Origin of the sequence: Blastococcus tunisiensis (assembly GCF_900112815.1) — a bacterium.
Classification (GTDB): Bacteria; Actinomycetota; Actinomycetes; order Mycobacteriales; family Geodermatophilaceae; genus Blastococcus_B; species Blastococcus_B tunisiensis.
This window is the reverse complement of sequence record NZ_FOND01000016.1, coordinates 79,059-104,313: the sequence shown is the minus strand read 5'-3', so window position 1 is coordinate 104,313 and position 25,255 is coordinate 79,059. Positions and strand designations below refer to the sequence as shown.

The following is a 25,255-nucleotide window of genomic DNA, read 5'->3' as shown; positions in this document are numbered from 1 at the left end:
ACGTGCTCGCGTTCACCGCCTTCCCCAAGGAGGTCTGGCGCCAGATCTGGTCGAACAATCCGAGCGAGCGGCTCAACCGGGAGATCCGCCGGCGCACCGACGTGGTCGGCATCTTCCCCGACCGCGACTCCCTGATCCGCCTGGTCGGCGCCGTACTGGCCGAGCAGCACGACGAGTGGGCCGAAGGCCGCCGCTACCTCGGCCTTGACGTCCTCGCCCGCTGCCGCATCCGACCCGTTGCCGACACCGACTCCACCACCGCTGAGGAGGTGACTATTCCGGCGCTCAGCGCCTAACGAATCACGAAGATCACGCGCCAGCCGTCACACACCACGCCAGCGGACTTGACCCCGCGCAGACCCGGGAGGGTCCGACCGAGCTGGGCCAAGGCGTCAGGGATGAAAGTCATGAACACGCGCGCCCTGAATGGGGAAGAGGCGACTGAGCGACGCGTCCCGTCAGAGTCAACCGCAGTAGGGGCAGCCCTCTAACCTGGAGCGCGAAATCATTGACGCACGGTCAGACGGCCTGGGCGTGGGGACGGACTGCTCAGGAAGGAACTCCCTGTCGGCAACGCCTGAAAACTGACCCCCTGACAACGGTCGAAAACTGACCCCCTCCCGAGACCCTGGCTCCAGTCGAGCCGGGGAGGGATGAGGTGTTGTCCGTGGAGGACTGGGCGGAGATCCGCCGGCTGCATCGGGCCGAGGGGATCCCGATCAAGCAGATCGCGCGGGTGCTGGGCGTCTCGCGGAACACGGTGCGGGCCGCGCTGCGGGCCGATGGGCCACCGAAGTACGCGCGCACCCTTCGTGGGTCGATCGTGGACGATGTCGAGCCGAGGGTTCGCGAGCTGCTCGCGGCGTTCCCGATGATGCCGGCGACGGTGATCGCCGAGCGGATCGGCTGGTCCCGTTCGATCACGGTGCTGCGCGATCGGGTCGCCGAGCTGCGGCCGGTGTATTTGCCGCCGGATCCAGCTTCCCGAACGCAGTACGTGGCCGGGGAGATCGCTCAGTTCGACTTCTGGTTTCCGCCGATCGAGCTGCCGGTCGGCCACGGCCAGACCCGCACCGCCAAGCAGCTGCCGGTGTTGACCATGGTCTGCGGCTACTCCCGCTGGGCCGCCGCCGTCCTGGTTCCCTCCCGGACCGCGGAGGACCTGATGGCCGGCTGGTGGCAGCTGATCACCTCGCTCGGGGCGGTGCCGCGGGTGCTGGTCTGGGACGGCGAGGGCGCGGTCGGCCGCTGGCGCGGCGGCCGCAGCGAGCTCTCCGCCGAGTGTCAGGCCTTCCGCGGCACCCTGGCCACGAAGGTGTTGATCTGCCGGCCGGCCGATCCGGAGGCCAAGGGCCTGGTCGAGCGGCTCCACGACTATCTGGAGCGGTCGTTCCTGCCCGGCCGCAGCTTCACCGGGCCGGAGGACTTCAACGCCCAGCTGACCGCGTGGCTGCAGCTGGCCAACACCCGCACCCGCCGCGCGCTCGGCTGCGCACCCACCGACCGGATCGGCGCCGATACGGCCGCGATGCTGCCGCTGCCACCGGTCGCTCCGGCCCCCGGCTGGCGGGCCTCGGCCCGGCTGGCCCGCGACCACTACGTGCGGCTGGATGGCAATGACTACTCCGTGCACCCGGCGGTGATCGGCCGCCGCATCAAGGTCATCGCCGATCTCGAGCGGGTGCGGGTGCTCTGCGACGGGCAGACGGTCGCCGACCATCAGCGGGTCTGGGCCCGCCACCAGACCATCTCCGCCGACGAGCACGTCGCCGCCGCCCGGGCGCTGCGCGCCCAGCGGATCGGCATGCTGCGCCCCGCCGCCACACCCGCCGGTGAGGTGGAGATCCGGACGCTGAGCACCTACGACGCGGCATTCGGCATCACCGAGGGTGGCGTGGCATGAGCGGCACAACCACCGCCCGGGACCTGGCGGCAGAGGTGGCGTTCTTGACCCGCGCGTTGAAGGCGCCCACCCTGCGCGAGGCGGTGCCCCGGCTGGCCGAGCGGGCCCGGGAGCAGTCCTGGACCCACGAGGAGTTCCTGATCGCCTGCCTGCAGCGGGAGGTCTCCGCACGGGAATCCCACGGCGGGGAGGGCCGCATCCGCGCCGCCCGGTTCCCGGCCCGCAAGAGCCTGGAGGAGTTCGACTTCGACCACGCCCGCGGCCTCAAACGCGAGCTGATCGCGCACCTGGGCACGCTGGACTTCGTCACCGCGAAGGAGAACGTGCTGCTGCTCGGCCCGCCCGGCACCGGCAAGACCCACCTGGCCACCGGCCTGGCGATCCGCGCCTGCCAGGCCGGCCACCGGGTGCATTTCGCCACCGCCACCGAGTGGGTCACCCGGCTGGCCGACGCCCACCACGCCGGCCGGCTGCACGACGAACTCCGACGGCTGGGCCGCTATCCGCTGCTCGTGGTCGACGAGGTCGGCTACGTCCCGTTCGAACCCGAGGCCGCCAACCTGTTCTTCCAGCTGGTCAGCAGCCGCTACGAGCGGGCCTCGCTCATCGTCACCAGCAACAAGCCCTTCGGCCGCTGGGGCGAAGTCTTCGGCGACGAGGTCGTCGCCGCCGCCATGATCGACCGGCTGGTGCACCACGCCGAAGTCATCTCACTCAAGGGCGACAGCTACCGACTCAAAGACCGCGACCTCGGCCGGCCCCACCCGGCCACCACCGACGAAGCATGACCACGAGGGGGTCAACTTTCAGCCGTTGCTAGGGGGTCAGTTTTCGGCCGTCGTTGACACTCCCCGCCACGGGCTCTAACTGCTCAAGCTCAGCATCCTGGCCGAATGCTCAGCATCTTGACCACGACGAGTTCTACGTACACTTGGGGCTCTCTACAACCAGCCAGGGAAGAAGGTGCACTCGTTGGCCCTCACCACCACCGACCTGGAGACTCGGGTCCGAAACTACATGGACGCCTGCACTTCGGGTGATGCCGCCGCCGTCGCCGCCCACATGAGTCGCGACGCCGTGCACTACTTCCCCCCGGACATGTACGACGGACCCTGGCGCGGGAACGAGTACATCGCCGAGCGCTGGGCCGGGCTGGTCCGCACCGGACGATCGGCGTGGACCGTCGACTCGATCGCCGTGGACGAGGACCGCCGGGTCGCCGTCTCCGAGTGGACGCACTTCAAACAGGCTGCCGGCGTGATCCTCCGCGGTACCGAGTGGTACGAGTTCGACGACCATGTGCTGATCACCGAGATCCGCGCCTACTACGCATCCCCGCAGGACAAGTCCTTGGAGCGACTCGAGCTGGGCGGCTTTGACTACGACGGCCGGGACTATCCCGAGGGGCCGACCTGAGCGATGGTCCTGCACACCGATCCAGCACCCACCGCCTCGGAGGAGGACCCTTGGACCACGACCGCCTGGAGGTCCGTCGATCGCCGTCACCGGCTCTGACGCGGCGGCCGGGATCTCGCTGCTCGCCGCGACCTCAAGGAGCCGTTTGGCCGGAGCGAATTGAGGCGCCTGGGCGGGTGCCGAAGTCCACGGTGCTGAACCTGCGCCTCGCCTTGGTCGAGGAGGGCTCCTCCGCCGGAGCAACTGGGGCTACCAACTGGGAACCGTCTCGCCGAACTCGGCAACGCCTACCTCAAGAGCGACAACGAGCTCGAGAAGTTCCAAGCGCTGTGCCGGGATCTGTACCTCGCGGGCCCACATCCGCGCAGCTCGGCGTGCTCGGCGACGGCATGACCGTCGTCTACCTCGCCGACATGACTGACGCGACCCCCTAACCTCGGCCTCGTCTCGAAGATCGGACGCTCGATCCCGGCGTACCGCACGACCAATGAAGAGCCCTGCTGTCCGGGTCTCCGCGTAGATCGCCCGGCTCGCCGGTATGGTTGATCGGATTACCAGCATGATCGACTGCATCGACATCGGGTTCCTGCTCGACCAGCGGCCGCGGCCCGCCCAGATCAGCGCTGCCCGGGTCGTCGGCGTCGACCTCGTCTACTCTCGCGGCATCGCACCCCGCAGCCGCAGTTCGCCGTCGACCCGGCGTGGAACGGCGGTGTATCCCTCGGTAAGCTCCGCGGGCAGCAGCTCCGCTGGCGCGTCCTGCCAGGTGACCGGACGCAGGAAGCGGCGGATCGCCGTCGTCCCCACCGATGTGTACTGCGTGTTCGTCGCCGGCCACGGGCCGCCGTGGTGCTGTGCCCAGGACACGGCGACGCCAGTCGGGAAGGCGTCGTACACCAACCGGCCGGCCCGGCCGCGCAGCTGCTGAGAGACCGCAAGCGGCAGCGCGGTCTCCCCGGCACCGCGGTGCACAGTCGCGGTCAGCGACGAGGGCATCCGCTCCAGCGCGGCGAACAGCTCATTCTCGTCGCCGTAGCGAACTACGATCGCGACCGGTCCGAAGCACTCCTCGGTCATCTCCGGGGAGAGTAGCTCGGTCGTCGTCTCGAGCAGCTGCGGCGCGGCCTGGAAGCCGTCGCCGGACGGCGAGCCGCCCTCCGCCAGCGCGCGCACGCCGGGCAGCTCCGCCAGCTGGCCGGAGATTCGGCTGTAGGCGGCAGCGATGCCCTCGTTCAGCAGGACCTGCGGCGCGGTCTGCCGCACCTGTTCGATCATGGTGGCGACGACGGCGTCGCCGCCCTCGCCCGAAGGAACGAGCGCGAGCCCGGGTTTGGTGCAGAACTGGCCGGCGCCAAGGGTGAAGGATCCGACCAGGCCCTGTCCGATCTCCGTCCCCCGCTCGTGTGCCGCCTGTGGGGTGACAACGACCGGGTTGAGGCTGCTCAGCTCACCGAAGAACGGGATCGGGTCGGGCCGCCGCTCAATGATTTCCAGCAGCGCCTTGCCACCGTTCACCGAGCCGGTGAAGCCGACGGCGCGGATCGCGGGGTGGGCGACCAGATCGGCGCCGGCCTGCAGGCCGTGCACCAGGCCGAGAGTCCCCTCCGGCGCGCCCGCCTCGCGGGCGGCCTGCTCCATGATCTGGAAGACCAGCTGCGCGGTGGCCGGGTGCGAGCCGTGCGCCTTGACAACGACGGGACAGCCGGCGGCAAGCGCGGAGGCGGTGTCACCACCGGGCACCGAGAAGGCCAGCGGGAAGTTGCTGGCGCCGAAGACGGCGACTGGGCCTATCGGCAGCAGCATCCGGCGCAAATCGGGCCGCGGGCCCATCGGGGTGTCGCCGGCGTGGTCGATCGCCGCCTCGAGGTAGCTGCCCTCCTCCAGCACTTCGGCGAACAGCCGCAGCTGGTAGCCGGTACGGGCCAGCTCGCCGCTTAGCCGGGTGGTTCCGAGCGCGGTCTCTCGGTCGGCGAGGGCGACGATGTCCTCTCGGCGGGCCTCCAGCGCATCGGCGAGCGTCCACAGTAGCGCGGCGCGGCGGGACCGGCCGAGGCCGTCCAGCGCGGGCGCGGCGGCCAGTGCCCCCTGGCAGAGCCGGTCGATATCGTTCGTCGTCGTCTCCTGAGCAACCACCTCGATTGCGTCGCCGATGCGGGGGTCGATGCTCACAACGTCGGCCATGGCAAGTCCTTCCGTGCTACAGGTGCGAGTGCGGTCAAGCGTCAGCCGGACGCGCCGAACTTCACTCGATTGACGTGTCCGGCCGCGGGCCTGGTCGTAGAGCACCGAAAGAACCTGACGGTAGCTCGACCGTTACTGGGTGGGCCAACGAACTGAAACAGATCCGACTCCCTGGAACGTTGCCTCGAGTCCGCTCCTGAGCGGCATCGCACGAGTGATCCCCCCCGTCAGCACGAGGTCACCGGCCTTGAGGGCCAGGCTCTGAGCGGCAAGGGCACCGGCCAGCCAACGGAGCGCCTCCAACGGATGACCCATGACCGCCCTCGTACTCCCCGTGGCAAGCTCCTTCCCGCCCTCGGACAGCACGACATTGATAGCCGCCAGGTCCCGATCAAGCGAGATAGCCGGCCCGAGGATCGCGTAGGCCGCCGAGGACCCATCAGCGGTGTTGTCCCGCAGCGTGAAGCGATAGTCCCGCCACACGGGATCGACCACTTCGAGCGCGCAGCGCAGCTCATGGCCGGACGATGCGATCTCCGCCAGACTCATGCTCGGTCTGATCTCGTGGGCGAGAACCACGGCCACCTCTGGCTCCACCCGTGGTTGAAGGCAACCGGGTGGCAGCTCGGCCGGGCTGTCCAGCACCATGCGGTCCGTCAGAAATCCGAAATTCGGCTCCGCTACTCCCATCTGCTCCCGCATCGCCTGAGAGGTGTAGCCGATCTTCCAGCCGACCTGCCTCTCACCGGCCGCCACTCGTGATTCAAGGAGGCGCCGCTGGACCACGTATGCATCGACAAGCCCGAACTCGTACCGCTCCGAAGCCGGCTCCAGCAACTGCCGTCCCCACTTCGCAGCGAGAATCTCTTTAGAGATCAATTCTGCCGCTTCCATACACCCTCCTCGCCGACTAGTCTCCGTGACTCGCTCGCTTCTCCGGGCGGTACTGCTCCTCGGCGCAATCCTTTGAGACGTAGCAGACCTTTCTAGCGCCCAAGGAATTCCAGCACGGTGTCGTCGAACTGCTGCTGTTGTTCCCACTGGGGCCAGTGACCCGCATCCTCGATGAGCTGGAACTCTCCCCGGGGCATCGCCTCGGCCATCGCCATGCCCGTACCGGCAGGACCGGATGGATCATCACTCGTCCACACCACCAAGGCCGGGCCTGGAATCGCAGCCAGTTCGGTGGGCTCGATGAGATTTCGGCTCCGGATCTCCGGGTCCTGGAGGCAGAGGATGTGCCGCATCGACGTCGGAAAGCCAGGCTGGGCATAGATAGCGCGTCGGACGTCCACCAGCTCATCGGTGACGGATGAAGGTCTCGCCATCAACCACTCCAGTCGGGCGCGCACCCGCTCCGGAGAGGGATCATCGGCCGCAGCCTGACTCAGCGACCGGATTCGCTCCATCACTTCCGGCGTCGCCATCGTGCCGCCGGGCGTATTGAGAACCAGGCGGTCCACGCGCTCCGGATACGCGGCAGCAAACTTGATGGCCACCCAGCCGCCCAGCGACTCCCCACTGAGGTGCGCTTTCGCAATACCCAAGACGTCAACCAGTTCGAGCAGATGACCAACGTACGCGTCGATCTCGAGATCTTCCTCGGCATGGGTCGTGTACCCGTGCCCCGGAAAGTCATAGGCGATGACGTGGTAATGCTCCGCGAGAGCGGAGATATTTCGCAAGTAGGCTTCCAGGTGCCCACCCGTGCCATGCATCAGGATCAGCGCAGGGCCTTCGCCCGCTTCCAGGACACGGGTGCGCCAGCGGCCGACCTCGACATAGCGAACCCGGAAGGGAATGTGACCGACTCTGGTCCAGATACTCACTTAGACTCCGACGAGGTGGGTGGAGGATTACTTGAGGCCGTCGTAGTCGCAAATCCGGCGAACCACTCAGGGATGGCCCTGTAGAAGCTAGACCGGACAGTGTAGGGACCCTGCTCCGCCAGGGCCGCGTACGCCGCAATCCACGTGCGCACCTCGTGTGCCGAATGGCCGCCTTCCTCGACGAACCACTCATTGGGTTGCTCATCCACCGTCCCGAAATTCCCTCGCACCAGGGAATCAAGCACGAGCGCATCCCACTCGGGATTGAGGGCGCGGTATGCCTGGGAACCATGAGCGAACTCCGCGGCAGCAGCAACCGTCCTGCCTTCCCTGGTGGCACGCTGCTCCGGAGACGGATTCCGGCCACGTATCAGCCGCTCGACTACCTCGTCCGGAGCCTCTTGAAGGCGTGGCACCGGCGGATCGTGCGAAAGCCCCCCCGACCCCACGACGAGCACCCGGCGATCCATGGCACCGATCGCCCGGCCGACAGCTTGGCCGAGTCGGCGACTCCGGATCGCAGGGCCGAGCGGCTCGGCCACGCAGTTGATGAAGATCGGGACGACCGGGACGCTCGAGATCGACTCGAACAAGAACAGCAGCGGTTGTACGAAGCCGTGGTCGACCTGCATGTCCTCAGACATCGCAACGTCGACGCCGGCAGACAAAGCGCTTCGAGTGATGTCGTATGCGGCCCCACGATCCACGTGCAGCGGCCCCTTCGGCAACCCGTAGTCGCCCACCGAGGTCGCGGCGGCCCCCACGCAGAACGATGGCATCATCTCGTACAGGAAGCCGTTGTAGTGGTCGGGCCCGAAGATCACGACCAACTCAGGGTCGAAGTCCTGCACGAAGTCACGAGCGGAACCCAGCACTCGATCCACTTCGGTCCGTACCGCTGGATCCGGGTCATTCAGTCCGATCAGCGGAGAATGCGAGGTCGTGCAGAGAGCGACAGACATGTGCGTTCCTCTCCTATGACCGCGCCCAGCGGGTAAGCGTGGGGCGCGGACGTGCTGGCGACGACTTTCCCACGACTTCCCCCTCGTGTGGTGTGTCTCCCAGATACAGGCGGCGCACCTCGCCCATCAGGCCAGGGTCGCTCGTCGCACCCGAAAGCACGACTCGACCGAGACCCAGTACGTAGGCATGATGGGCGAGGGCGAGCGCCATGGTGGCATTCTGCTCGATCAGCAGGATGCTCGTGCCCATCGCATTGATCGACCGAATGATGTCGGCGATCGTCGCGATCATTTTTGGGGCCAGGCCCAGCGATGGCTCGTCGAGCATCAGAACACTCGGCGAGGCCATCATCGCCCGACCGATGGCGAGCATTTGCTGCTCACCGCCGCTCAGGAGGCCGCCCGGCTGCTTTCGGCGTTCGGCCAGCACGGGGAAGAGTTCGAAGACCCGCTCCTGGGCGGACTGGAAGTCCTGCTGACTGCGCAGGGCCTGGCCACCCAGCGTGAGGTTCTCCTCGACCGTCAGACTGGCGAAGATGCGCCGCCCCTCCGGGACCTGGACGACCCCCCGACGCACCGTCTCAGCCGGACCGAGCCCGACCAGCGACGTGCCGGCGTAGCGGATCTCCCCCTTCACCGAGGCACGGTGGTGGCGGAGATTGCCGCTAACGGCCCGCAGCAAGGATGTCTTTCCGGCCCCGTTCGGTCCGAGCAAGGCGACCACGGATCCGGCCGGCAACGACAGGTTCACACCGTTCAGCGCTCGAACGACCCCACCGTAGTTCAGTGCGAGGTCGGCGATCTCGAGCTCGCCGACTCCCGTGGATCCGCGGCCTCCGATCACTTGGCGTCCAGGATTTCCTGGCCGACCTCGCTGATGTACGGCCCCTCGACGACCTCGAGTCCGCCGGGGACGTCGGCCGCACGCATGATGTATTCCTCACCCGTCGCCGGCTTCGCCGGGTCGGAGAGATCGAGAACGGGAGCCGTGCCTTCCGTCTCGACTGAAGTCACTTCCGACTTGGCCGCCATCACGCCGGCCCGGGTCAGATCACCATTCTCACAGGCTTGCTCGAGCACCGCGTCGAGGGCGCGCGCTTCGACGTACTCCAGCATGATCTGCAGACTCGGGTCCTCTCCCGGGTACTCGGCGATGTACGCGTCTCGAAAGTCTGAGGCAGTCGGGTTGTCGAAGGAAGCGGACGGGAAGGCGACGTACAGCTTGTCGCGAAGGACGTCGCCCGCAGAGGTGTCCAGCAGCCCCGACGTCCAGGTGGGACCGCTGCCGAGGATCGGAACGTCCAGCCCGGCAGCAGCCGCCGCGCCCGCCGCGGACGCCAGCTGCGGCGGCGATCCGGAGACCACGAGGACGTCGATCTCCGCGCTGCTCAAATCAGCGATGGCCGGCGTCATGTCAGTGACGGCCGGGGTGATCTGGATGCCACGAACGGTCATGTCGTTCACGTCTGCGAATTTCTCGACGCCCTCGAGGACGCCTTCACCGTAGGATCCCTCCAGGTAGATATGCCCGATGGTGCCTCCCGACGTGATCGCTCCCTGCTCCAGCAGGTAGCCGAGTCCGTTGGCGGCCTCGATGTCGAAGGTCGCGTTGGCCAGCATGATGTTCTCGTACCCGAGCGCCTCCTGCCCCTGACCGTGCAGGACGACCAGCATGTCGTCGGCGGACAACGAGTCGGCCAGCGCCAATGACGGCGCTGTCCCGAGGATGTTCTGGAAGGCGAGCACGTTGTCCCGCATGCCGCTGTACAGCGACACGGTGGTCTGGACGTTGTAGGCGTTGTCCTTGAGGTCCAACTGCACAGGGAACTGCCCGCAGACCCCGCCGTCCTCGTTCTTCTGGTCCCAGTACAGCTCGGCTGCCTGCGACAACTCCCTGCCGATTGGGGCGAAAGGCCCACTGAGGTCGACCATCATGCCCAGGTTGATCGTGCCGTCGCTGATTCCGGCGCCGACCTCGACGCCACCCTCGTCGCTGCTTTGATTACTTTCCGCCTTGCTACTACAACCACTCGTGATTACAGCGACACCGGCGAGGGCTGCGAGGCCGGCTCGGGTTGACGACTTCATGTGATTGGCGCCTTTCTTTCGAGAGCGTCTGTATCGGTCGGTGGATCGACTGGTGCTCGACCGCCTGCAATCGGTCTCGCCTCAGAAGCGGAGTTGGAAGGTGCGCGCCGCCGCACCAGGCCGGCGACGGCGGCGAGTCCGCGGGGTTGCAGCATGAGAACGGCGATGAGCGCCCCGCCGTAGAGGTACCGGGCGGCAGCTGCGGGTGACACGACGTCACCGACAAGGGGAAAAACGCCGCCGTACCGTTGCGTGAGAATGGGCAGGGCGGTGACTACCGCCGCCCCCAGGATCGATCCCGTGACCGTGCCCATTCCGCCGATGACGATCATCACGAGGTACTGGATGGACACGTCCAGGGAGAACGACACCGGGGCGATGCTGCCGATGGCAATGGCGAAGAGCGCGCCACTTAGGCCGGCCAGGGCCGACGAGACCACGAAGGCGTTCTGCTTGCCACGACGGACCGAGATCCCACTCACCGCAGCGGCCAGCTCTTTGTCACGGATCATCCGAAAAGCCCGGCCGTGACGCGATTTCAGCAGGTTTCGCCCGGCCCATGCACTGACGGCCAGGAGCAGCAGGCCGAGATACCAGAGACGTTCGTAGCGCCCGAAGGGCACGCCTAGTACCAGCAGCTCCGACTGATTGCTGAACTCGAATCCGAACACACTGAAGGTTGGTGCCGAGCGACCTTGGAAGCCTCCGGTGATGCCGCTGAGCGTCGCGAGGAGGTGCTGCCCGATGAAGACGAGCGCCAGACTCGCAATTCCCAGATACAGGCCGCTGAGCCGGCTCGAGATCGGGCTGACGAGCAGGCCGACGGCCGCGGTGACGACGATCGCCATCGCCATCGCCACCACCGGGGGCCAGCCGAGGCCGGTCGGACCGATAGCCGGATCCGGATCCCCGGCCAACCAGGAGTAGGTGACCGCACCCACAGCAAGGAAGAAGGCATGCGCGAGGCTCAGCTGGCCGGCAGCCCCCGTGAGAATATTCAGCCCGAGCGCTCCGATCGCGGCTCCGCACGCGGTGAAGCCGAGCCGGAGCCAGAACTCCTCAAGATACAGGGGTGCGACCAGCAGCAGCAACACTCCGAGGACCGCCAGCGCCCTCGTGACAAGGAGGCGGGAATCCCACTTCTGCAGCCGATCAGACACGTCGACCCCCTCGTGCGCTGAAGAGCCCTTCCGGCCGAACAAGCAGGACAACCAGTAGCACGACGAACGGAACGACGATCCCGAAACCGCGGCCGAGGAAAAGCAACTGCTGCTGGTAGCCGGTGGCGAGGCTTTCGGCGACGCCGATGACTAAGCCTCCGACGAGAGCTCCGTGCACCGAGGTGAGCCCACCGATGATGGCGGCGGGAAAGGCCACGAGGGCGACCGTCCAGAGCGCAGGCGACAGGCCCGGCGTCGGCGCTCCCGTAAGGAAAATGGCGGCAACGCACGCCAGGACGCCGGCGATGATCCACGTGGTGGCGGTGACACGCCCCAGGCGCAGACCGACCAAGGCGGCCGCCTCGGGGTCCTCGGCCGCGGCGCGCATGCTGATTCCCCAGGCCGATCTCTTGAACAGCACCAGGAACCCGACGATCAGGAGTGCCGCGACGATCAGACCGATGAGCCGGTTCACGGTGATTCCGACGTCCCCGATGACGACCGTGTCTCCAGCCCACGGCTGTCCGAGCTCGTGCAGCCCCTCTCCCAGGAGCCCGGTGAGCAAGACCAGCAGCAGGATGTCCATCCCGATCGTGACGATCGTCGTGGGGATCGGCGACGCGGTCCGCATCGGGCGGATGAACAGGAACTGCAGGAGGAAAGCGCTCGCAGCGGTGCCGAGTAGCGCGACCAACACAGCGGGACCGAATCCGAGGGTGTCGTGGGTGAAGGCCACGAAGGTGGCCCCGATGAGGAGCAGCGACCCGTGCGCGAAGTTCGCTACCCCGCTCGCCTTGTAGATGATCACGAAGCCCATGGCGACCAGGGCGTACATCGAGCCCAGCGAGAGGCCGGCGAGAAGAAGCGAGAGGAACTTGATCACGGCGCCGTCCCCGTTTCGATCTCGGCCGCCTCGCCGGTTCCCAGGTAGGCCGACGCGACTGCAGGATCGGACTGGACCGCGGACGGCGTGCCGTCGCTGATCCGGCGACCGAAGTCGAGAACCGTCAGGTGGTCGCAGATCTTCATGACCATTCCCATGTCGTGCTCGATCAGCAGCACCGTGAGATCGAGGGCGGAGCGCAGATCCAGGATGATCTCGCTGATGGTGTCGGTCTCCGCTTCGTCCAGGCCTGCCGCCGGCTCGTCGAGCATCAGCAAACGCGGCTCCATGCACACGGCGCGCGCGACGTCCACCAGCTTCTGCTGGCCGTACGGCAGTTCATGCAAGGGCCGGTCCAGATGGTCGGCCAGCCCGAAGAAGTCCGCGATCTCGGTGACGCGCGCCTTGTGTTCGCGCTCCTCACGTCGCGCGCGAGGCAATCCCAGCATCACCGCGGTCACCCCCGACCGCATGAGGTCGTGCCGGCCCACGAGGAGGCTCTCCAGCACGCTCTCCTCGCCGGCGAGATCCACGTTCTGGAAGGAGCGCCCGATGCCCAAGCCCGCGACTTCGTGCGGACGAAGCTTCGTCAACGCCATCCCGTCGAGTCGGACCTCACCTGCACTCGGTCGATAGACGCCCGAGATAACGTTGAAGAGAGACGACTTGCCAGCCCCGTTAGGGCCGATGACCCCGTGCACGTGACCGCTTTGCACGGAGAAGCTCACATCGTCCAGCGCCTTGACCGCGCCGAACGCGACGGTCACCCCCTCGATGTCCAGCGGCGCGGCCGTCTGCGGGCTCACTGCTCCACCACGTCGAGGGAATCTGCTGTCCGGTCCGGTTGCTCTGCGCTCGAGGTACTTGCGGACTCGTGTCCCCCACCACGCTCGGGAAGCACAACAGCGGCGGCGGCGACCGCCCGAACCATCGCGGACGCTCGTTGAGCGGGACTCGCGCCCGCAACCACCCGGTCGGGTCGCAATAGGACCACCGAATCGCTCTGCTGATCGAACCAGCGCTTCAGTCGTCCGGTGGTGTCGCCGATGACGAGAACGTCCTCGTGGTCCTGGTCCGGCCAGCCGAGCTGCACCGCTGGCCTGACCGCAACCAGCCGGGCACCGAGCCTGCGGAGCACGTCCCTGGCGTCATCGTCGAGTATGGCGGTCGGATCGTTGTTCCACACAAGCAAGCTGAACCACGGGCCCACCAGGTCGTCCAGGAGCAAGTCAGGCTGTTGCCTCGTCGCAACGCGAGGTTGCGGAAAGAGTCGTCCGACGTGTGTGGGCGACGACGTGGATTCGCCCGTGCTCAGCGCGCCGCGCGTGAACGTCGGCATGGGCTTGAAGCGCATCTCGACGAGGTATCGCTTGACGGCGGGGACAGCCGAGGCTGCCCTCAACACGACGTCGCGCAGACCGGCCACGATGGGATTGGTGGGTGAGATCATCCGGCCCACGAGGGTGGACAGTCGGATCATGGCTAGCGCATGACCCCGACGCTCCATGTCGTACGAATCCAGCAGTTCATCTCCGCAGCGGCCGGACGAAACCGCCGCCAGTTTCCAGGCGAGGTTGCTGGCATCGCGGATCCCGCTGTTGTAGCCCTGCCCCTGCCAGACCGGCATCAGATGGGCTGCATCTCCGGCGAGCAGCACGCGACCCACTCTGAAGTCCGCCGCGATGCGCGAGTGGTGAATGTAGACGCGGCTGCGCAGGACCGACACGGACTGGGGATCGGGAACCTTGCCCTCTAGCAAGCTTGCGATGAAGCCTGGCTGCTCTACGGTCTCGTCCGTTTCACCGTCTTTCAGCATGAATTCGAAACGACGAATTCCATGGGGAATGCTGACGCAAACGTACGGACGGCGAGGATCGGCGCCGACAACCGCTCCGGGACGGCCCAGAGGGTCGTTCTCGAGGTCGACGACGAGCCAGCGGGTCGACGATGACTGCCCGTCGAACGCCACGCCGACCGCTCGTCGTGTCGCACTTCGACCACCGTCCGCGCCGACGACGTAGGAGGCTCTAATCTCGCTCGACTGCCCGGCACTCTCAAGCTGCACCACGACGGTGTCATCCGCCTCAGCGAGCCCGACCATCGTCGTTTGCCAGCGGACCTCGACGTGTGCGAACCGTCCCAGTCCCCGGAGGAGCACCTGGTCGGCGAACGGCTGGACAAAACCGTTGCGCTTGGGCCAGTGGAAGTCTGCAGCCGTCGGAGAGATCTCTGCGAGAAGCTTGCCGGTACCGTTTACGAAGGACATGAACTGGTTGGGCACCGTGTGGGGAAGGACCTCGTCGACGAGACCGGCCGCCTGGAAGATCCTGAGCGTCTCGTCATCCATCCCTACGCCGCGGGGATAGTCGATCAACGCTTCACGCGCCTCGACCACGAGCGTCCGGACGCCATAGCCACCGAGCAAATTGGCGAGCATGAGCCCCACCGGACCGGCGCCCACGACGAGAACGTCCCACTGGTTGCGCGAAGCCATGCGACCCGCCTTTCGTTATGTGCAGAGGCATATGGCTGGGGGCGAATCGGTGCTATGCTGGCGGGCCTCCGTCAGCGGACCATGCACAACCTTGCGGACGGCATGACCCATGTCACTGACATGCTAGCGTTCCGCGGCAGAGTAGCGAAGAGCACAGGTGTGTCGCAAGCATCTCTTCCGGACGCGCCGCCGCGGGCACCCCTGGGCTGTGCAGGGCGCGGCGCCGGAGCTGTTCAGGGCGCCGCGGGGCTCGGTCCGCGCCACCCGGCGGGACGCCGACAACGACCGCACGATGGACGCCTCGAGCCTGCACTCATGCCGGATCATCACTCAGCACGCGGTTCACGGCGGGTGCCATCAAGGCGAGGTTCGCCGTGAGCGCCGCCCGTGAAGGCGCGGAAGGCAGCCGCCTCGCCGACGGTCATCCCGTCTGCTGCCTTCGACCGAGCACGAGCCACGAGCAACCCCCGTGACCATAGGCCATGGAGAGACTCGCCCACTTTTTGAGGGCGCCGTCCACCTCGGGCGTCGGGAGGGCGTGCCAGTGGCCCTGAACGGTTCAGCCAACGAACCCCACCTCGGGTGCAGCGGCGGCGCACCGTTCCATCCCGCCCAGCGCGGCGAGGCCGGTGAGCGGGACGACGCCGTGCGACCTCGCCCTGCACGGTTCGACGCGACGTGCGCGCGAGCGGGCATCTCCCGCCCCGTTGCTCGGGCCATGGCGTCCGCGATCGTTCTCGATTCCGACCGAGCCGTCTCCGATCGGACCCGAGCCCAGCCGTAGCCGTCGACCGGTTCAGTGGTCCGACGGTGCCGGGCGGTGGCTACGGGAGCAGCGACAAGCCGCCGTCCGCCACGATCGTCTGTCCGGTGACGTAGGTCGACCGCAGCAAGCCGCGGACCATCTCCGCGATCTCGTCCGGGTTCCCGGTCCGATGGAGCGGAGCCTTCTGCTCGACGAGTCCGCGAAGGCCGCCCCAGTCCTCGCCGCTGGTCCACCGCGTCTCGATGAATCCCGGCGCGATGGTGTTGATCCTGATCTCCGGCCCGAGGGCGCCGCCGAGCAGCTTGCACATGTGGTGCAGGGCTGCCTTGCTCACGGCGTACGGGATGCTGCTGCCGCCCACGTCGGCTCCGGCCAACGCGCCGATGAAGATGACGTTGCCGTTCTTGCTCTGGCGCAGCAGAGGCTCGGCCGCCTGGACGAAACGCCACGGCCCCAGCAGGTTGAGGGCAAGGATCTTCTGCCACACGTCGTCCGTCGCCGCCGCGACGTCGGCATGGGGAATGCGGGCGGTCGCGCCCGCCGCGTAAACGAGGACGTCCCGCGCGGCCGAGCTCCTGCTCGACCCGTGCCATGACTCGTCCGGGCGCGCTCGGCTCGCTGAGGTCCGCCTGGATGTAGGTCCCCGCGTCGAACGCGGCGACCACGGCGGAGCCTTCCTCCACCGTCCGCGAACCGACGACCACCACCTGGTAGCCGTCACGGTCGAGGAGTTGGGAGATGGCCGCGCCGATGCCGGCGGTGCCGCCTGCCACCACGGCGACGGGTCGTCGGGTGGGCATCTCGGGTGCGTCGTTCACAGACTGACTCTCCTTCGTGTGACCGCACTCTGGCGCAGACATTGGCCTCTCCGAAGTCGCGGTCGCCAGCGGTTCACCGTATTTGACGAGAGTTACCTTGCAGGAAGGCCGTGCAGCCAGGTTCACGATTCGACGGATTCTTGGTGTGAGTTCGCGCCCGAAGCCGGCATCCGGAGACCCGACGGGACCTACCGCCACCCGCGCCGCTCCACACGCGTCGACTGAGTGAGGCGACCGAGCGATCCCGGCACGCTGTCGCTCCGCACCATGCCTCAGTCCCGGGGGAGGTGGAGCGGAGTCCCGAAAAGCTCATCGCCGACCCTGAGCGCCACGTGGTTAGGCTCACGAGCGTGACCGGCACAGAGGAGTGGAGCGATTACCCCCCCCCGACCAGGGAGCGTCGTCCACGAATGGCCCGTCCGGGCGACGCAGTGGTCTCCGGTTGTCGTCCGTGGCTTATGGCTCGATCAAGGAGGCGCTGCTCGATGGGCGTTGGCCCGCCGGCGAGCGCTTGCCCTTGACCACCCTCAAGGCCGATCTGGGCATGAGCAAGCAACCGATCATGGAGGCGCTCCGGCGCTTGGACGCTGATGGTCTGGTCGAGATCGTCCCTCAGGTCGGCTGCCGAGTCCTTCGGTACGACATGGATCAGATGACGGACTTCTTCACCGTTTTCGCCTCGCTCGAGGGCGCCGCCACGGCCGTAGCCGCCAGCCGTAGAAAAGACGTTGACCTCGCGCGGCTGGAAGCCGTCCACCGGCGCATCGATGCCCTGCGCGACGACCCGGACGAGGCTCGGAGAGGCCACGAATACCGGACCTTGAACCGCACCTTCCATAGCGTCATACACGACATGACGCGATCGGACATCGTGCGCGACATGAGCCTCCGGATGTGGGACCTCAGCGACTTTCTTATCAATACCGCTGGGTTGCCCGCTCCGATGGGCAGCGCACTCGAGCGCCGGCACTGTGAGCACCAGCAGATCTACGACGCACTCGTGGCCGGCGACGTCGCGGCCGCGCGCTCCAGGACGGAGCAGCATGTTCTCAACAACGTGGATCTCATTCGCGGACAACAGGATGAGCTTCCCCGTACGCGCATCCCGACGTCCTGAAACGTGGACTCCAGCCGACTGATCGACGGGAAGCCGCCGAGGGCCCGGTGATGGAGCCGAGCGCACCATGAGTCGCAAGTGGCGAGCATAGGTGCGCATCGCCAGCTCCTGGGCATGTGAGGGTCGCGCCGCGATCGGCCTCACGAGCCGCGGGCACTCCCCTGCGATGGCGCGTCCGCGACCGTCACCAGGGAGCCGACAGCAGCCATTCGTACGGCACGTCGGCTCCTTGCCGGGACTCCAGGCCCAGGTCGAGGAAGTGACCCCCGGCATAGACCAGCGGCTCGCCTCGCGTCACCTCGACCTGCTCCACGCGGCCGACGACGATGTCATGGTCGCCGCCGTCATGAACGGCATACCGGGTGCACTCCAGGTGCGCGACGGCCCCTTGCAACAGCGGAACACCGTCATGGCCGGCGCGGACCGGCACCCCCGCGAAGCGGTCTTCCGAGGCGCGGGCAAATGTCATGGCGACGTCACGCTGATGGTCGGATAGGACATTCACCGCGAAGTGCTCGGCCTCGGCGAGCTGTTTGTGCATGTACTTCCCCCGGGCGATGCACGCGAGAACCAACGGGGGGTCCAGAGAGAGGGAGCTGAAAGCGCTGACCGTGCACCCTGCCGCAGTCGAGGTGCCAACGGTCCCCGTCGTGATGACGGTGACCCCGGAGGCGAACTGGCTGAGCGCGTGCCGGAAACGCTCGGCGGTGACGTCCCGGTACATCACGCAAGCACCGGGCCGGGGCCGACGCGGCGCTCCTGGTGGTTCCTGATGAACGAGGCGACCAGGTCGTTGAAGTCATCGGCGCGCTCGACCTGGCTCCAGTGCCCGCACCGGTTGAACAGGTGCGCGTCGGCTCCGGGAATGACGTCGAGCAACTCGTGGGTCCGGGCCACGGGAATGATCCGGTCCTGGATCCCGTGCACGAGAAGCACAGGCAGGTCGAGACGTCGGAGCGCCGCGTCGTCGAGCGGGACTTCCACGCGGTCCCGTTCGCGCGCAGCGACGACCTGGTGGAGCCGATCGGACGCCGTGTCGTTCTCCGCCGTCTCCAGGCGGAGGGCGACCAGTTCGTCGGTGACGATCGAGGTGTCCTCGACGAACAGTTCCAACGTGCGACGGATCCCTGCCGCGGTCAGCTCCGTGCCCACGAGACCGTGCAGGTTGGCATTTGCCGGTCCCCCACCCGTCCCCATGGAGATCACCCCGAGTACGCGGTCCGGGTGCTCGATGGCGAACTGGAAGGCGATCCATCCGCCCAGCGAGTTGCCCACGAGCCACGTCTTCTCGATCCCGAGCGCGTCCAGGACGCGCACCGCGTGCGCGACCCACTCCCGGATCCCGTACGGCGTGCCCACAGGGACGACGGTCTGGCCGTAGCCGATCATGTCGATCGCGATGCACCGCGCCGAGGTGGCGACCGGGTCGAGGTTCAGCCACCAGTTGGCCGCCGCAGTCACGCCGGTTCCGGACCCGTGCAGGAACACGACAGGGACGCCGTCACCCAGCTCGTGGTAGTGAGTGAGCTCGCCTTCGGCCGTTTCGAGCCACCGGTCCTCGAGGCCGAAGAACTCCGGGGTGACGAACTCCGGGATGGTCACGGACATCAGCTCCACATCTCCTTCACGTCGGCCGGCCCGCGGTGACGCCGGCCTTTTCCCACTGCTCGTGGGTCTCGGGGCTGCTCGCATCCGCGAAGCAGCGAAAGCGATCAGTTGACCGACGTCAGGGCCTCGGCAGGGACGTGGCTGGCGGCCATCCCCATGCCGGTGATCCACTCCGGCACCGGCTCGTAGTCGACGTAGGCCAGAGGTGCTCCCCACGCAGCCGTCGCGGCGGCCCAGGTGCGCAGTTCGTGTGCACCGGGGCCGGCGAGCGCCTCGACGTCCTCACCGTCCAACCGCCGCAGCACGCCAGCGTCGGTCCGTATCCGGCGCAGCAGGTCACGGTCCCAGTCCGCACTGACCTGACCCGTCGTCTCGCCCGCAGCGATGGCCAAGGCCTTTGCTCGTCGCGTGGGTTCCAGCTCGTCCACGCGTGGTCGACCGTTGATGAGGAAGGAGCGCCACTCCTCGGTGATGCTCGGGTCGAAGGCGGACGTGGAGGCCGGCCAGTGCGACATGCCTCCGGAGCCGACCACCAGGACGCGCGCAGCAACCGCCGACTCGCGCAGTGCCGCCCCCATTGCCGCCCCGAAGTCCCAGGAGCGCTTGAACGTGGGCAGTGGGGGGCATCCGGAGTTGAGGATCACGGGGATCAACGGGACGTCCTGCTCGGGGAAGAGCTTCCCGTAGACCTGCGTGAGCCCGTGATCGACGCGCAGGTCCAGCGAGATCGCGGGATCGAATCCGCGACGCGTCACGCCTGCGAAAATCTCGCTGGCCAGCTCAGGACGACCAGGCAGCTCGCCGCCGGGGGTCTCGTAATCGCCCACACCTTCGATCCGCCCCGTTCCGATGGTGAAGGGAGGCAATAGGTCGTAGAACAAGCCCCGGGCATGGTCGGGACCGATGATGACCACGGCGTCCGGCGACAGGGCTCTGCCGGCCTCCCGCAGTGCATCGACGGCTCGGACGAAGAGGCCGCCCGAGGCTGACACTTCCGGTGTCGGAGTGATGTTCCAGAACGGTGAGTGGGACAGGCTGATGCAACCGACGATCTTTGCCATGATCTCTCCTAGACCGCAATGCCGCCGATGAGGAGCCCCGAGCGGCCGGAAACCTTCGAGCGCACGAACGGTGCGCGACTTGCCGCGTACGACGGGCACGCCGCACACGTTGACCAAGCGGCGCCGCGTGCGGCGGACCATGATTGGCCCCGAATGGGGCTCGAGCCTTCCCGAGCCCTCCGGCCACCGGTGTCTTCCTTCGTACGCTGATGCCTTGCAACATCGCGAACGTGAATTCGTCATCGACCGGGCACGTGCCGCCGGACGGCGAGTGTCCGCCGATGGACCGAGCCGGGTGCGTGGCGGCACCCGGCCCGTCCGCGATGTATCAGCCCTGGGTCGACCGGCCCGGATTTCCGCCGCTGGGTTCGCCGGCCAGGCTGAGGGCCCGATTCACGAGGCTCACGCACTCGGATTTGTCGTACGTCAGGTAGTTCATGGCGTAGTTGCGGAACGGGTCGCCCGCGTAGTAGCGCTCGTACTGCAGAGCACGCTGACCGAAGCCGTCACCGCACAGGTCCCAGGCCAATTTGTAGAGCCGCACGCGGTCGACGGCAGGCATGCCTTCGGCGCCGACGTAGTACTTCTCGACGTCGCCGGCAATGGGGCTACCGAAGTCCTCGGCCGTGGGCATCATCAGGAGTCCACCTGCACCGAGGGTCTGCAGCGTCTCGATGACCTTCGGATAGGCCGTAGCCAGGTGCATGCGCAGGGTCTGCAGAGCGCGGAAACTCGGCCGCAGCGATCCGGCTTCGGTGACCTCGTACTCCGCCTCGGCCGCGAGCAGCAGAGCGCGACAGATCTCGACCGCCGCGATCGCTTCACCGAGGGCCTTCTGTACGTGGAGGAACGTGTCGATCTTGACCGAGCGGCTGAGCTCCATGGCCACGCCGGTGGCGAACTGCATCTTCACGAGACCACGGACGCCGGTCTGGTGCCCCGTGTACTGGCGCAGGTTGGTCCGCGTGTAGAGCGCGTTGGCCAGCTCGACGTTGCCGTGGAGGAATACGCGGTCCCACGGGACGGTGACGTCGTCGAAGACGACGAGACAGTCGGCTTCCTCGAAATGGGAAGAGAGTGGGTGGTCGAACGGGTTCCGCGTGCCGTCGTCAAACGTCTCGCGACAGATCAGGCGCAGCCCCGGCGTGTCCACCGGAATCGCGAAGACGGCGGCGTGCTTCTCGTCTCCGGCTCGCATGCCAGGCAGGCAATAGATGAGAATCTCGTCCGCCATGGGCGCCAGCGTGGCCAGCATGCGCGCGCCACGGACCACCAGCCCGTCAGCGTTCTCTTCCACGACGCCCATGTGGAGAAACGGATCCACCTGTTCCGACGTCGCCTTGGAGCGGTCGGTCTGCGGCGTGATGAGCGCGTGCGTCAGGAAGAGGTCGTTGTCGCGGATGTACTCGTAGTAGCGGCGCACGTTCTCGGCGTACTGCGGTCCGAGTTCGGCGAACACGCCTGGCTCCTGTGCGAAAGCCATGAGCGTGGAGTTGAGAAAGTCAGGAGAACGCCCCATCAGGCCTAGCGTGGCTTCGGACCAGATCCGGAAAGCCTCCCTGCGAGCAGCCAGGTCTTCTTGGGACTCCGGAGGGATGAACGCGATCGGCACTCGACCGTCAGGGGTCTCGATGGTGAGTCGGTCGGCGAACTCCGGATCGGTCTGCATGTCGTACAGGGACGCCAATTGGGCGATCGGCCGCACGAACGCCGGGTGGGCGGTCACATCATCGACGCGCTCCCCCCGAAGCCACACCTCTCGGGGCCGCGCGCGTAGCCCCTCGACGTACTCCTTGCCTGACCGGACCATGTGTGACCCCCATTGGCATGCTAGCGTGCATTGAACGCTAGCAAGCGTCACATCGACATACAACCCTTCAGCGAGTATGCGCAGCCGCGAGCCCGCACTCCGTGGGTCGACCGCCGCCGCGCGCGCTGAGTCTTGTGGCTCCGGGGTCTGCGCCCCCTTCGGCGATGGCGCGCATGCTCTCGACCTCGCGACGTCGCAGGCGGCCCGCCCGTCGTCACCCCCAAAAGCGGACACGGCCCGCCTCTCGGGAGGCGGGCCGTGTTGCTGGAATCCAAGGGTGTCAGGCGGGCTGCTGCTCCCGCTCGCGCAGCAGGTCCAGCGCGATGTCGATGATCATGTCCTCCTGGCCACCGACGAGGCGGCGTCGGCCGACCTCGACGAGGAGGTCCCGGGTATCGACCCCGTATTGCTGCGCGGCGCTCTCCGCGTGCCGTAGGAACGAGGAGTAGACCCCGGCGTACCCGAGGGTGAGGGTCTCCCGGTCGACGCGGACCGGCCGGTCCTGGAGTGGGCGCACCAGGTCGTCGGCGGCGTCCTGCAGCTTGAACACGTCACAGCCGTGTTTCCAACCCTGCAGGTCGGCGACCGCGATGAACGGCTCGATCGGGCAGTTACCGGCGCCTGCCCCTTGTCCGGCCAGGGAGGCATCCACTCGGCACACGCCCTCCTCGACGGCGACGACCGAGTTGGCCACCGACAGCGAGAGGTTCTCGTGTGCGTGGATGCCCAGCTGGGTGTCCGGGCCCAACACTTCGCGGTAGGCGCGGATGCGCTCGCGGACGCCGTCCATGGTGAGCCGGCCGCCGGAGTCGGTCACGTAGACGCAGTGCGCCCCGTAGGACTCCATCAGCTTGGCCTGCTGCGCCAGCTCTTCGGCGGGCGCCATGTGCGACATCATCAAGAAGCCGGAGACGTCCATCCCGAGCTCGCGCGCGGTCTCGATGTGCTGCTTGGCCACGTCGGCCTCGGTGCAGTGGGTGGCCACGCGGACGGACCGCACCCCCAGCCCGTACGCCGTCCGCAGGTGCGCCGCGGTGCCGATGCCGGGCACCAGCAGCGAGGTGAGGGTTGCATTGCGGATGACGGACGCGGCCGCCTCGATCCACTCCCAGTCGGTGTGCGAGCCAGGACCGTAGTTGAGTGACCCACCGCCGAGCCCGTCGCCGTGGGTGACCTCGATGGCATCGACACCGGCGCCGTCGAGGGCCGTCACGATCAGAGCGACGTTCTCGGGGTCGAGGCGATGACGAATGGCGTGCATGCCATCGCGCAAGGTGACGTCCTGGATGTACAGCTCGGTCATGCCGGCGTTCCTGCCTTGGTCTCGGCCAAAGCGGCCGCGATGGTCTCACCGGTGCGCAGCGCAGCGGCGGTCATGATGTCGAGATTCCCGGCGTAGGGCGGGAGGTAGTGCGCCGCACCCTCGACCTCGAGGAAGACTGCGACCTTGTGGGTGACGGCGACCTCGCCGATGCCCTTCTTGAACATCGTGTGCACGGGCTCGCCCTCGGGCAGCCTCGTGAACTGCACCGACTGCTTGAGGCGGTAGCCGGGCACGTACTGCTGCACCGAGTTGACCATCTCCTCCACCGACTGGCGGATCGCGTCCTGCTTGGCTTCCTCGGCGTCCTCGATCAGGCAGAACACCGTGTCTCGCATGATCAGCGGCGGCTCAGCCGGATTGAGGATGATGATCGCCTTGCCGGTCCACGCCCCACCGACCGCCTCGACGGCATTCGCGGTGGTCTCGGTGAACTCGTCGATGTTCGCGCGCGTGCCCGGGCCTGCGGACTTGCTGGCCACCGACGCGACGATCTCGGCGTAGGGCACCTCGGTCACTCGGGAGACCGCGGCCACGATCGGGATCGTGGCCTGGCCGCCGCAGGTGACCATGTTGACGTTGTCCAGCTCGATGTGGGCGTCGAGGTTCACCGGCGGCACGACGAAGGGACCGATCGCGGCCGGGGTGAGGTCGACGAGCTTCTTGCCGTATGGCGCGAGCTTGGCGGCGTTGATGCGGTGGGCGCCGGCGGAGGTGGCGTCGAAGACGATCGCGATGTCGTCGAAGCCCTCCATGGCGATCAGACCGTCCACGCCCTCGGCGGTGGTCGGCACCTTGAACCGGCCGGCGCGGGCGAGCCCGTCCGAGTCGGGGTCGATGCCGACCATCGCGCCCATCTCGAGGGTCTCGGAAGTGCGCAGCACCTTGATCATCAGGTCGGTGCCAATGTTGCCCGACCCGATGATCGCCACCTTGGTCTTTTTCTCGCTCATGCGTCGTCCTTCCCAGAGAAGCGTGCGGTCACCGAGCCGAGCCCGGTGATGTCGGCGCGGATCACCGCGCCGGGTGGCACCGGGTGCACCGGCCCGAGGGCACCGGACAGGATCACCTGTCCCGCCCGCAGGGGCTCCCCGTACTCCAGCGCGGCCGTGGCGAGCCAGGCGAGTGCATTGAGCGGGTCCCCGAGACAGGCGGCGCCGTTGCCGGTCGACACCTCGGTGCCGTCACAGGTCATGACCATCGCCACGTCGACCGGCTCGACCTCGTCGAGCGTCCGCCGCTCGGCTCCCAGGACGTAGAGTCCGCTCGAGGCGTTGTCGGCAACAGTGTCGCCGAGCTGGATGTCCCAGTCGATCACCCGGGAGTCCACGATCTCGATCGCTGCGCGGGCGTGGTCGACGGCGGAGCGTACGGAGTCGGCCGTGAACGGCCCCTCGGCCAGATCGGAACCGAGCACGAACGCGATCTCGGCCTCGGCCCTGGGCTGGAGCAGACGCCCCGTCGGGACGGTCTCGTCCTCGGCGTACTCCATGTCGTCGAGCAGAACGCCGAAGTCAGGCGTGTCGACGCCCAGCCACTGCTGCACCGCCGGGGACGTGAGACCGATCTTGCGGCCCACGACCGTCGCGCCCGCGGCCACTCGATCACCGATGATCACCGATTGCACGGCGTACGCCGCGGCGACGTCGTCGGAGCCGATCAGGTCTCGGACCGGCGCACAAGGGACCCCGCCAGTTGCGGCCTGCTGAAGTCGGCGCGCCGCAGCCTCGACCTCGGGTGAGACGTGCGGATTGGTGATGGTCACAAAGGCGATCCTGGGCTAGCGGCGCTCTCCGGGGAAGCGTTTAGTTCCGGTGACCGGAACTTCCCCGGCATCA

22 protein-coding genes and 2 pseudogenes are annotated in these 25,255 nt (G+C 67.4%); 5 read left to right on the top strand and 19 right to left on the bottom strand.

Going from position 1 to position 25,255, the window contains the following annotated elements; translation table 11 throughout:
• The 4 genes from BM142_RS18705 to BM142_RS18690 all read left to right on the top strand — a co-directional run.
• Positions 1-296: transposase (locus BM142_RS18705; RefSeq protein WP_175527350.1), on the top strand; the 296-nt coding region annotated here is incomplete at its 5' end.
• 362 nt (positions 297-658) lie between these two features.
• On the top strand, positions 659-1,903 hold the full coding sequence (istA, locus tag BM142_RS18700) for an IS21 family transposase (RefSeq protein ID WP_092202040.1): 1,245 nt from the start codon (positions 659-661) through the stop codon (positions 1,901-1,903).
• A complete protein-coding gene (gene istB / locus BM142_RS18695) occupies positions 1,900-2,691 on the top strand; it encodes an IS21-like element helper ATPase IstB (RefSeq protein ID WP_092202038.1) in 792 nt (263 codons plus the stop codon). Before istA ends, istB begins: the two co-directional genes overlap by 4 nt.
• 184 nt (positions 2,692-2,875) lie before the next feature.
• Positions 2,876-3,319 (top strand): nuclear transport factor 2 family protein, encoded by a 444-nt coding sequence (locus BM142_RS18690; RefSeq protein WP_092202036.1) that lies wholly within the window; start codon positions 2,876-2,878, stop codon positions 3,317-3,319.
• Between the two features lie 651 nt (positions 3,320-3,970).
• Here the strand turns inward: BM142_RS18690 and BM142_RS18685 are convergent.
• The 12 genes and pseudogenes from BM142_RS18685 to BM142_RS25690 all read right to left on the bottom strand — a co-directional run.
• Positions 3,971-5,500 (bottom strand): aldehyde dehydrogenase (NADP(+)), encoded by a 1,530-nt coding sequence (locus BM142_RS18685; RefSeq protein WP_092202034.1) that lies wholly within the window; start codon positions 5,498-5,500, stop codon positions 3,971-3,973.
• Positions 5,501-5,632: 132 nt separating this feature from the next.
• Entirely contained in the window at positions 5,633-6,394 is a 762-nt protein-coding gene (locus BM142_RS18680; protein WP_092202032.1) for a 2-keto-4-pentenoate hydratase, read from the bottom strand.
• Positions 6,395-6,486: 92 nt separating this feature from the next.
• Positions 6,487-7,329 carry an alpha/beta fold hydrolase gene (locus BM142_RS18675; protein WP_092202030.1) on the bottom strand — a complete coding sequence of 281 codons (843 nt, stop codon included), beginning with the start codon at positions 7,327-7,329 and terminating at the stop codon, positions 6,487-6,489.
• Positions 7,326-8,291: a 3-carboxyethylcatechol 2,3-dioxygenase gene (locus tag BM142_RS18670; protein ID WP_092202028.1), complete on the bottom strand. Its 966-nt coding sequence runs from the start codon at positions 8,289-8,291 to the stop codon at positions 7,326-7,328. The genes BM142_RS18675 and BM142_RS18670 overlap by 4 nt, the downstream gene beginning before the upstream one ends.
• Positions 8,292-8,304: 13 nt before the next feature.
• Entirely contained in the window at positions 8,305-9,135 is an 831-nt protein-coding gene (locus BM142_RS18665; RefSeq protein WP_254791066.1) for an ABC transporter ATP-binding protein, read from the bottom strand.
• The gene (locus BM142_RS18660; RefSeq protein WP_092202026.1) at positions 9,132-10,379 is read right to left on the bottom strand and encodes an ABC transporter substrate-binding protein; all 1,248 of its coding nucleotides are present in this window, start codon (positions 10,377-10,379) and stop codon (positions 9,132-9,134) included. Before BM142_RS18660 ends, BM142_RS18665 begins: the two co-directional genes overlap by 4 nt.
• Positions 10,376-11,539: a branched-chain amino acid ABC transporter permease gene (locus BM142_RS18655; protein WP_175527349.1), complete on the bottom strand. Its 1,164-nt coding sequence runs from the start codon at positions 11,537-11,539 to the stop codon at positions 10,376-10,378. The genes BM142_RS18660 and BM142_RS18655 overlap by 4 nt, the downstream gene beginning before the upstream one ends.
• On the bottom strand, positions 11,532-12,422 hold the full coding sequence (locus BM142_RS18650) for a branched-chain amino acid ABC transporter permease (protein WP_092202022.1): 891 nt from the start codon (positions 12,420-12,422) through the stop codon (positions 11,532-11,534). Before BM142_RS18650 ends, BM142_RS18655 begins: the two co-directional genes overlap by 8 nt.
• Entirely contained in the window at positions 12,419-13,228 is an 810-nt protein-coding gene (locus BM142_RS18645; RefSeq protein WP_092202020.1) for an ABC transporter ATP-binding protein, read from the bottom strand. Before BM142_RS18645 ends, BM142_RS18650 begins: the two co-directional genes overlap by 4 nt.
• Entirely contained in the window at positions 13,225-14,916 is a 1,692-nt protein-coding gene (locus tag BM142_RS18640) for a bifunctional 3-(3-hydroxy-phenyl)propionate/3-hydroxycinnamic acid hydroxylase (protein WP_092202018.1), read from the bottom strand. The genes BM142_RS18645 and BM142_RS18640 overlap by 4 nt, the downstream gene beginning before the upstream one ends.
• A gap of 824 nt (positions 14,917-15,740) precedes the next feature.
• A pseudogene (locus BM142_RS25280) lies at positions 15,741-16,229 on the bottom strand (SDR family NAD(P)-dependent oxidoreductase); the annotation flags it as partial.
• 28 nt (positions 16,230-16,257) lie between these two features.
• A pseudogene (locus BM142_RS25690) lies at positions 16,258-16,482 on the bottom strand (SDR family NAD(P)-dependent oxidoreductase); the annotation flags it as partial.
• A gap of 469 nt (positions 16,483-16,951) precedes the next feature.
• Here BM142_RS25690 and BM142_RS18620 point away from each other — a divergent pair.
• Positions 16,952-17,617 (top strand): GntR family transcriptional regulator, encoded by a 666-nt coding sequence (locus BM142_RS18620; protein ID WP_175527348.1) that lies wholly within the window; start codon positions 16,952-16,954, stop codon positions 17,615-17,617.
• A gap of 184 nt (positions 17,618-17,801) precedes the next feature.
• Here BM142_RS18620 and BM142_RS18615 read toward each other — a convergent pair whose 3' ends face one another.
• From BM142_RS18615 to BM142_RS18585, 7 genes are all read right to left on the bottom strand, one after another.
• Positions 17,802-18,341 carry a flavin reductase family protein gene (locus tag BM142_RS18615; RefSeq protein WP_092202066.1) on the bottom strand — a complete coding sequence of 180 codons (540 nt, stop codon included), beginning with the start codon at positions 18,339-18,341 and terminating at the stop codon, positions 17,802-17,804.
• Positions 18,341-19,225: an alpha/beta fold hydrolase gene (locus BM142_RS18610; protein WP_092202064.1), complete on the bottom strand. Its 885-nt coding sequence runs from the start codon at positions 19,223-19,225 to the stop codon at positions 18,341-18,343. The genes BM142_RS18615 and BM142_RS18610 overlap by 1 nt, the downstream gene beginning before the upstream one ends.
• Before the next feature lie 104 nt (positions 19,226-19,329).
• Complete coding sequence (locus tag BM142_RS18605; RefSeq protein WP_175527347.1) at positions 19,330-20,286, bottom strand: DODA-type extradiol aromatic ring-opening family dioxygenase; 957 nt, start codon at positions 20,284-20,286, stop codon at positions 19,330-19,332.
• 328 nt (positions 20,287-20,614) lie between these two features.
• Positions 20,615-22,096 (bottom strand): 4-hydroxyphenylacetate 3-monooxygenase, oxygenase component, encoded by a 1,482-nt coding sequence (gene hpaB / locus BM142_RS18600; protein ID WP_092202008.1) that lies wholly within the window; start codon positions 22,094-22,096, stop codon positions 20,615-20,617.
• Between the two features lie 280 nt (positions 22,097-22,376).
• Positions 22,377-23,399, bottom strand: a complete 1,023-nt coding sequence (gene dmpG, locus BM142_RS18595) for a 4-hydroxy-2-oxovalerate aldolase (protein ID WP_092202006.1) — start codon at positions 23,397-23,399, stop codon at positions 22,377-22,379.
• Complete coding sequence (locus tag BM142_RS18590; RefSeq protein ID WP_175527346.1) at positions 23,396-24,370, bottom strand: acetaldehyde dehydrogenase (acetylating); 975 nt, start codon at positions 24,368-24,370, stop codon at positions 23,396-23,398. The genes dmpG and BM142_RS18590 overlap by 4 nt, the downstream gene beginning before the upstream one ends.
• A complete protein-coding gene (locus BM142_RS18585; protein ID WP_092202004.1) occupies positions 24,367-25,182 on the bottom strand; it encodes a 2-keto-4-pentenoate hydratase in 816 nt (271 codons plus the stop codon). Before BM142_RS18585 ends, BM142_RS18590 begins: the two co-directional genes overlap by 4 nt.
• Positions 25,183-25,255: the final 73 nt, after the last annotated feature.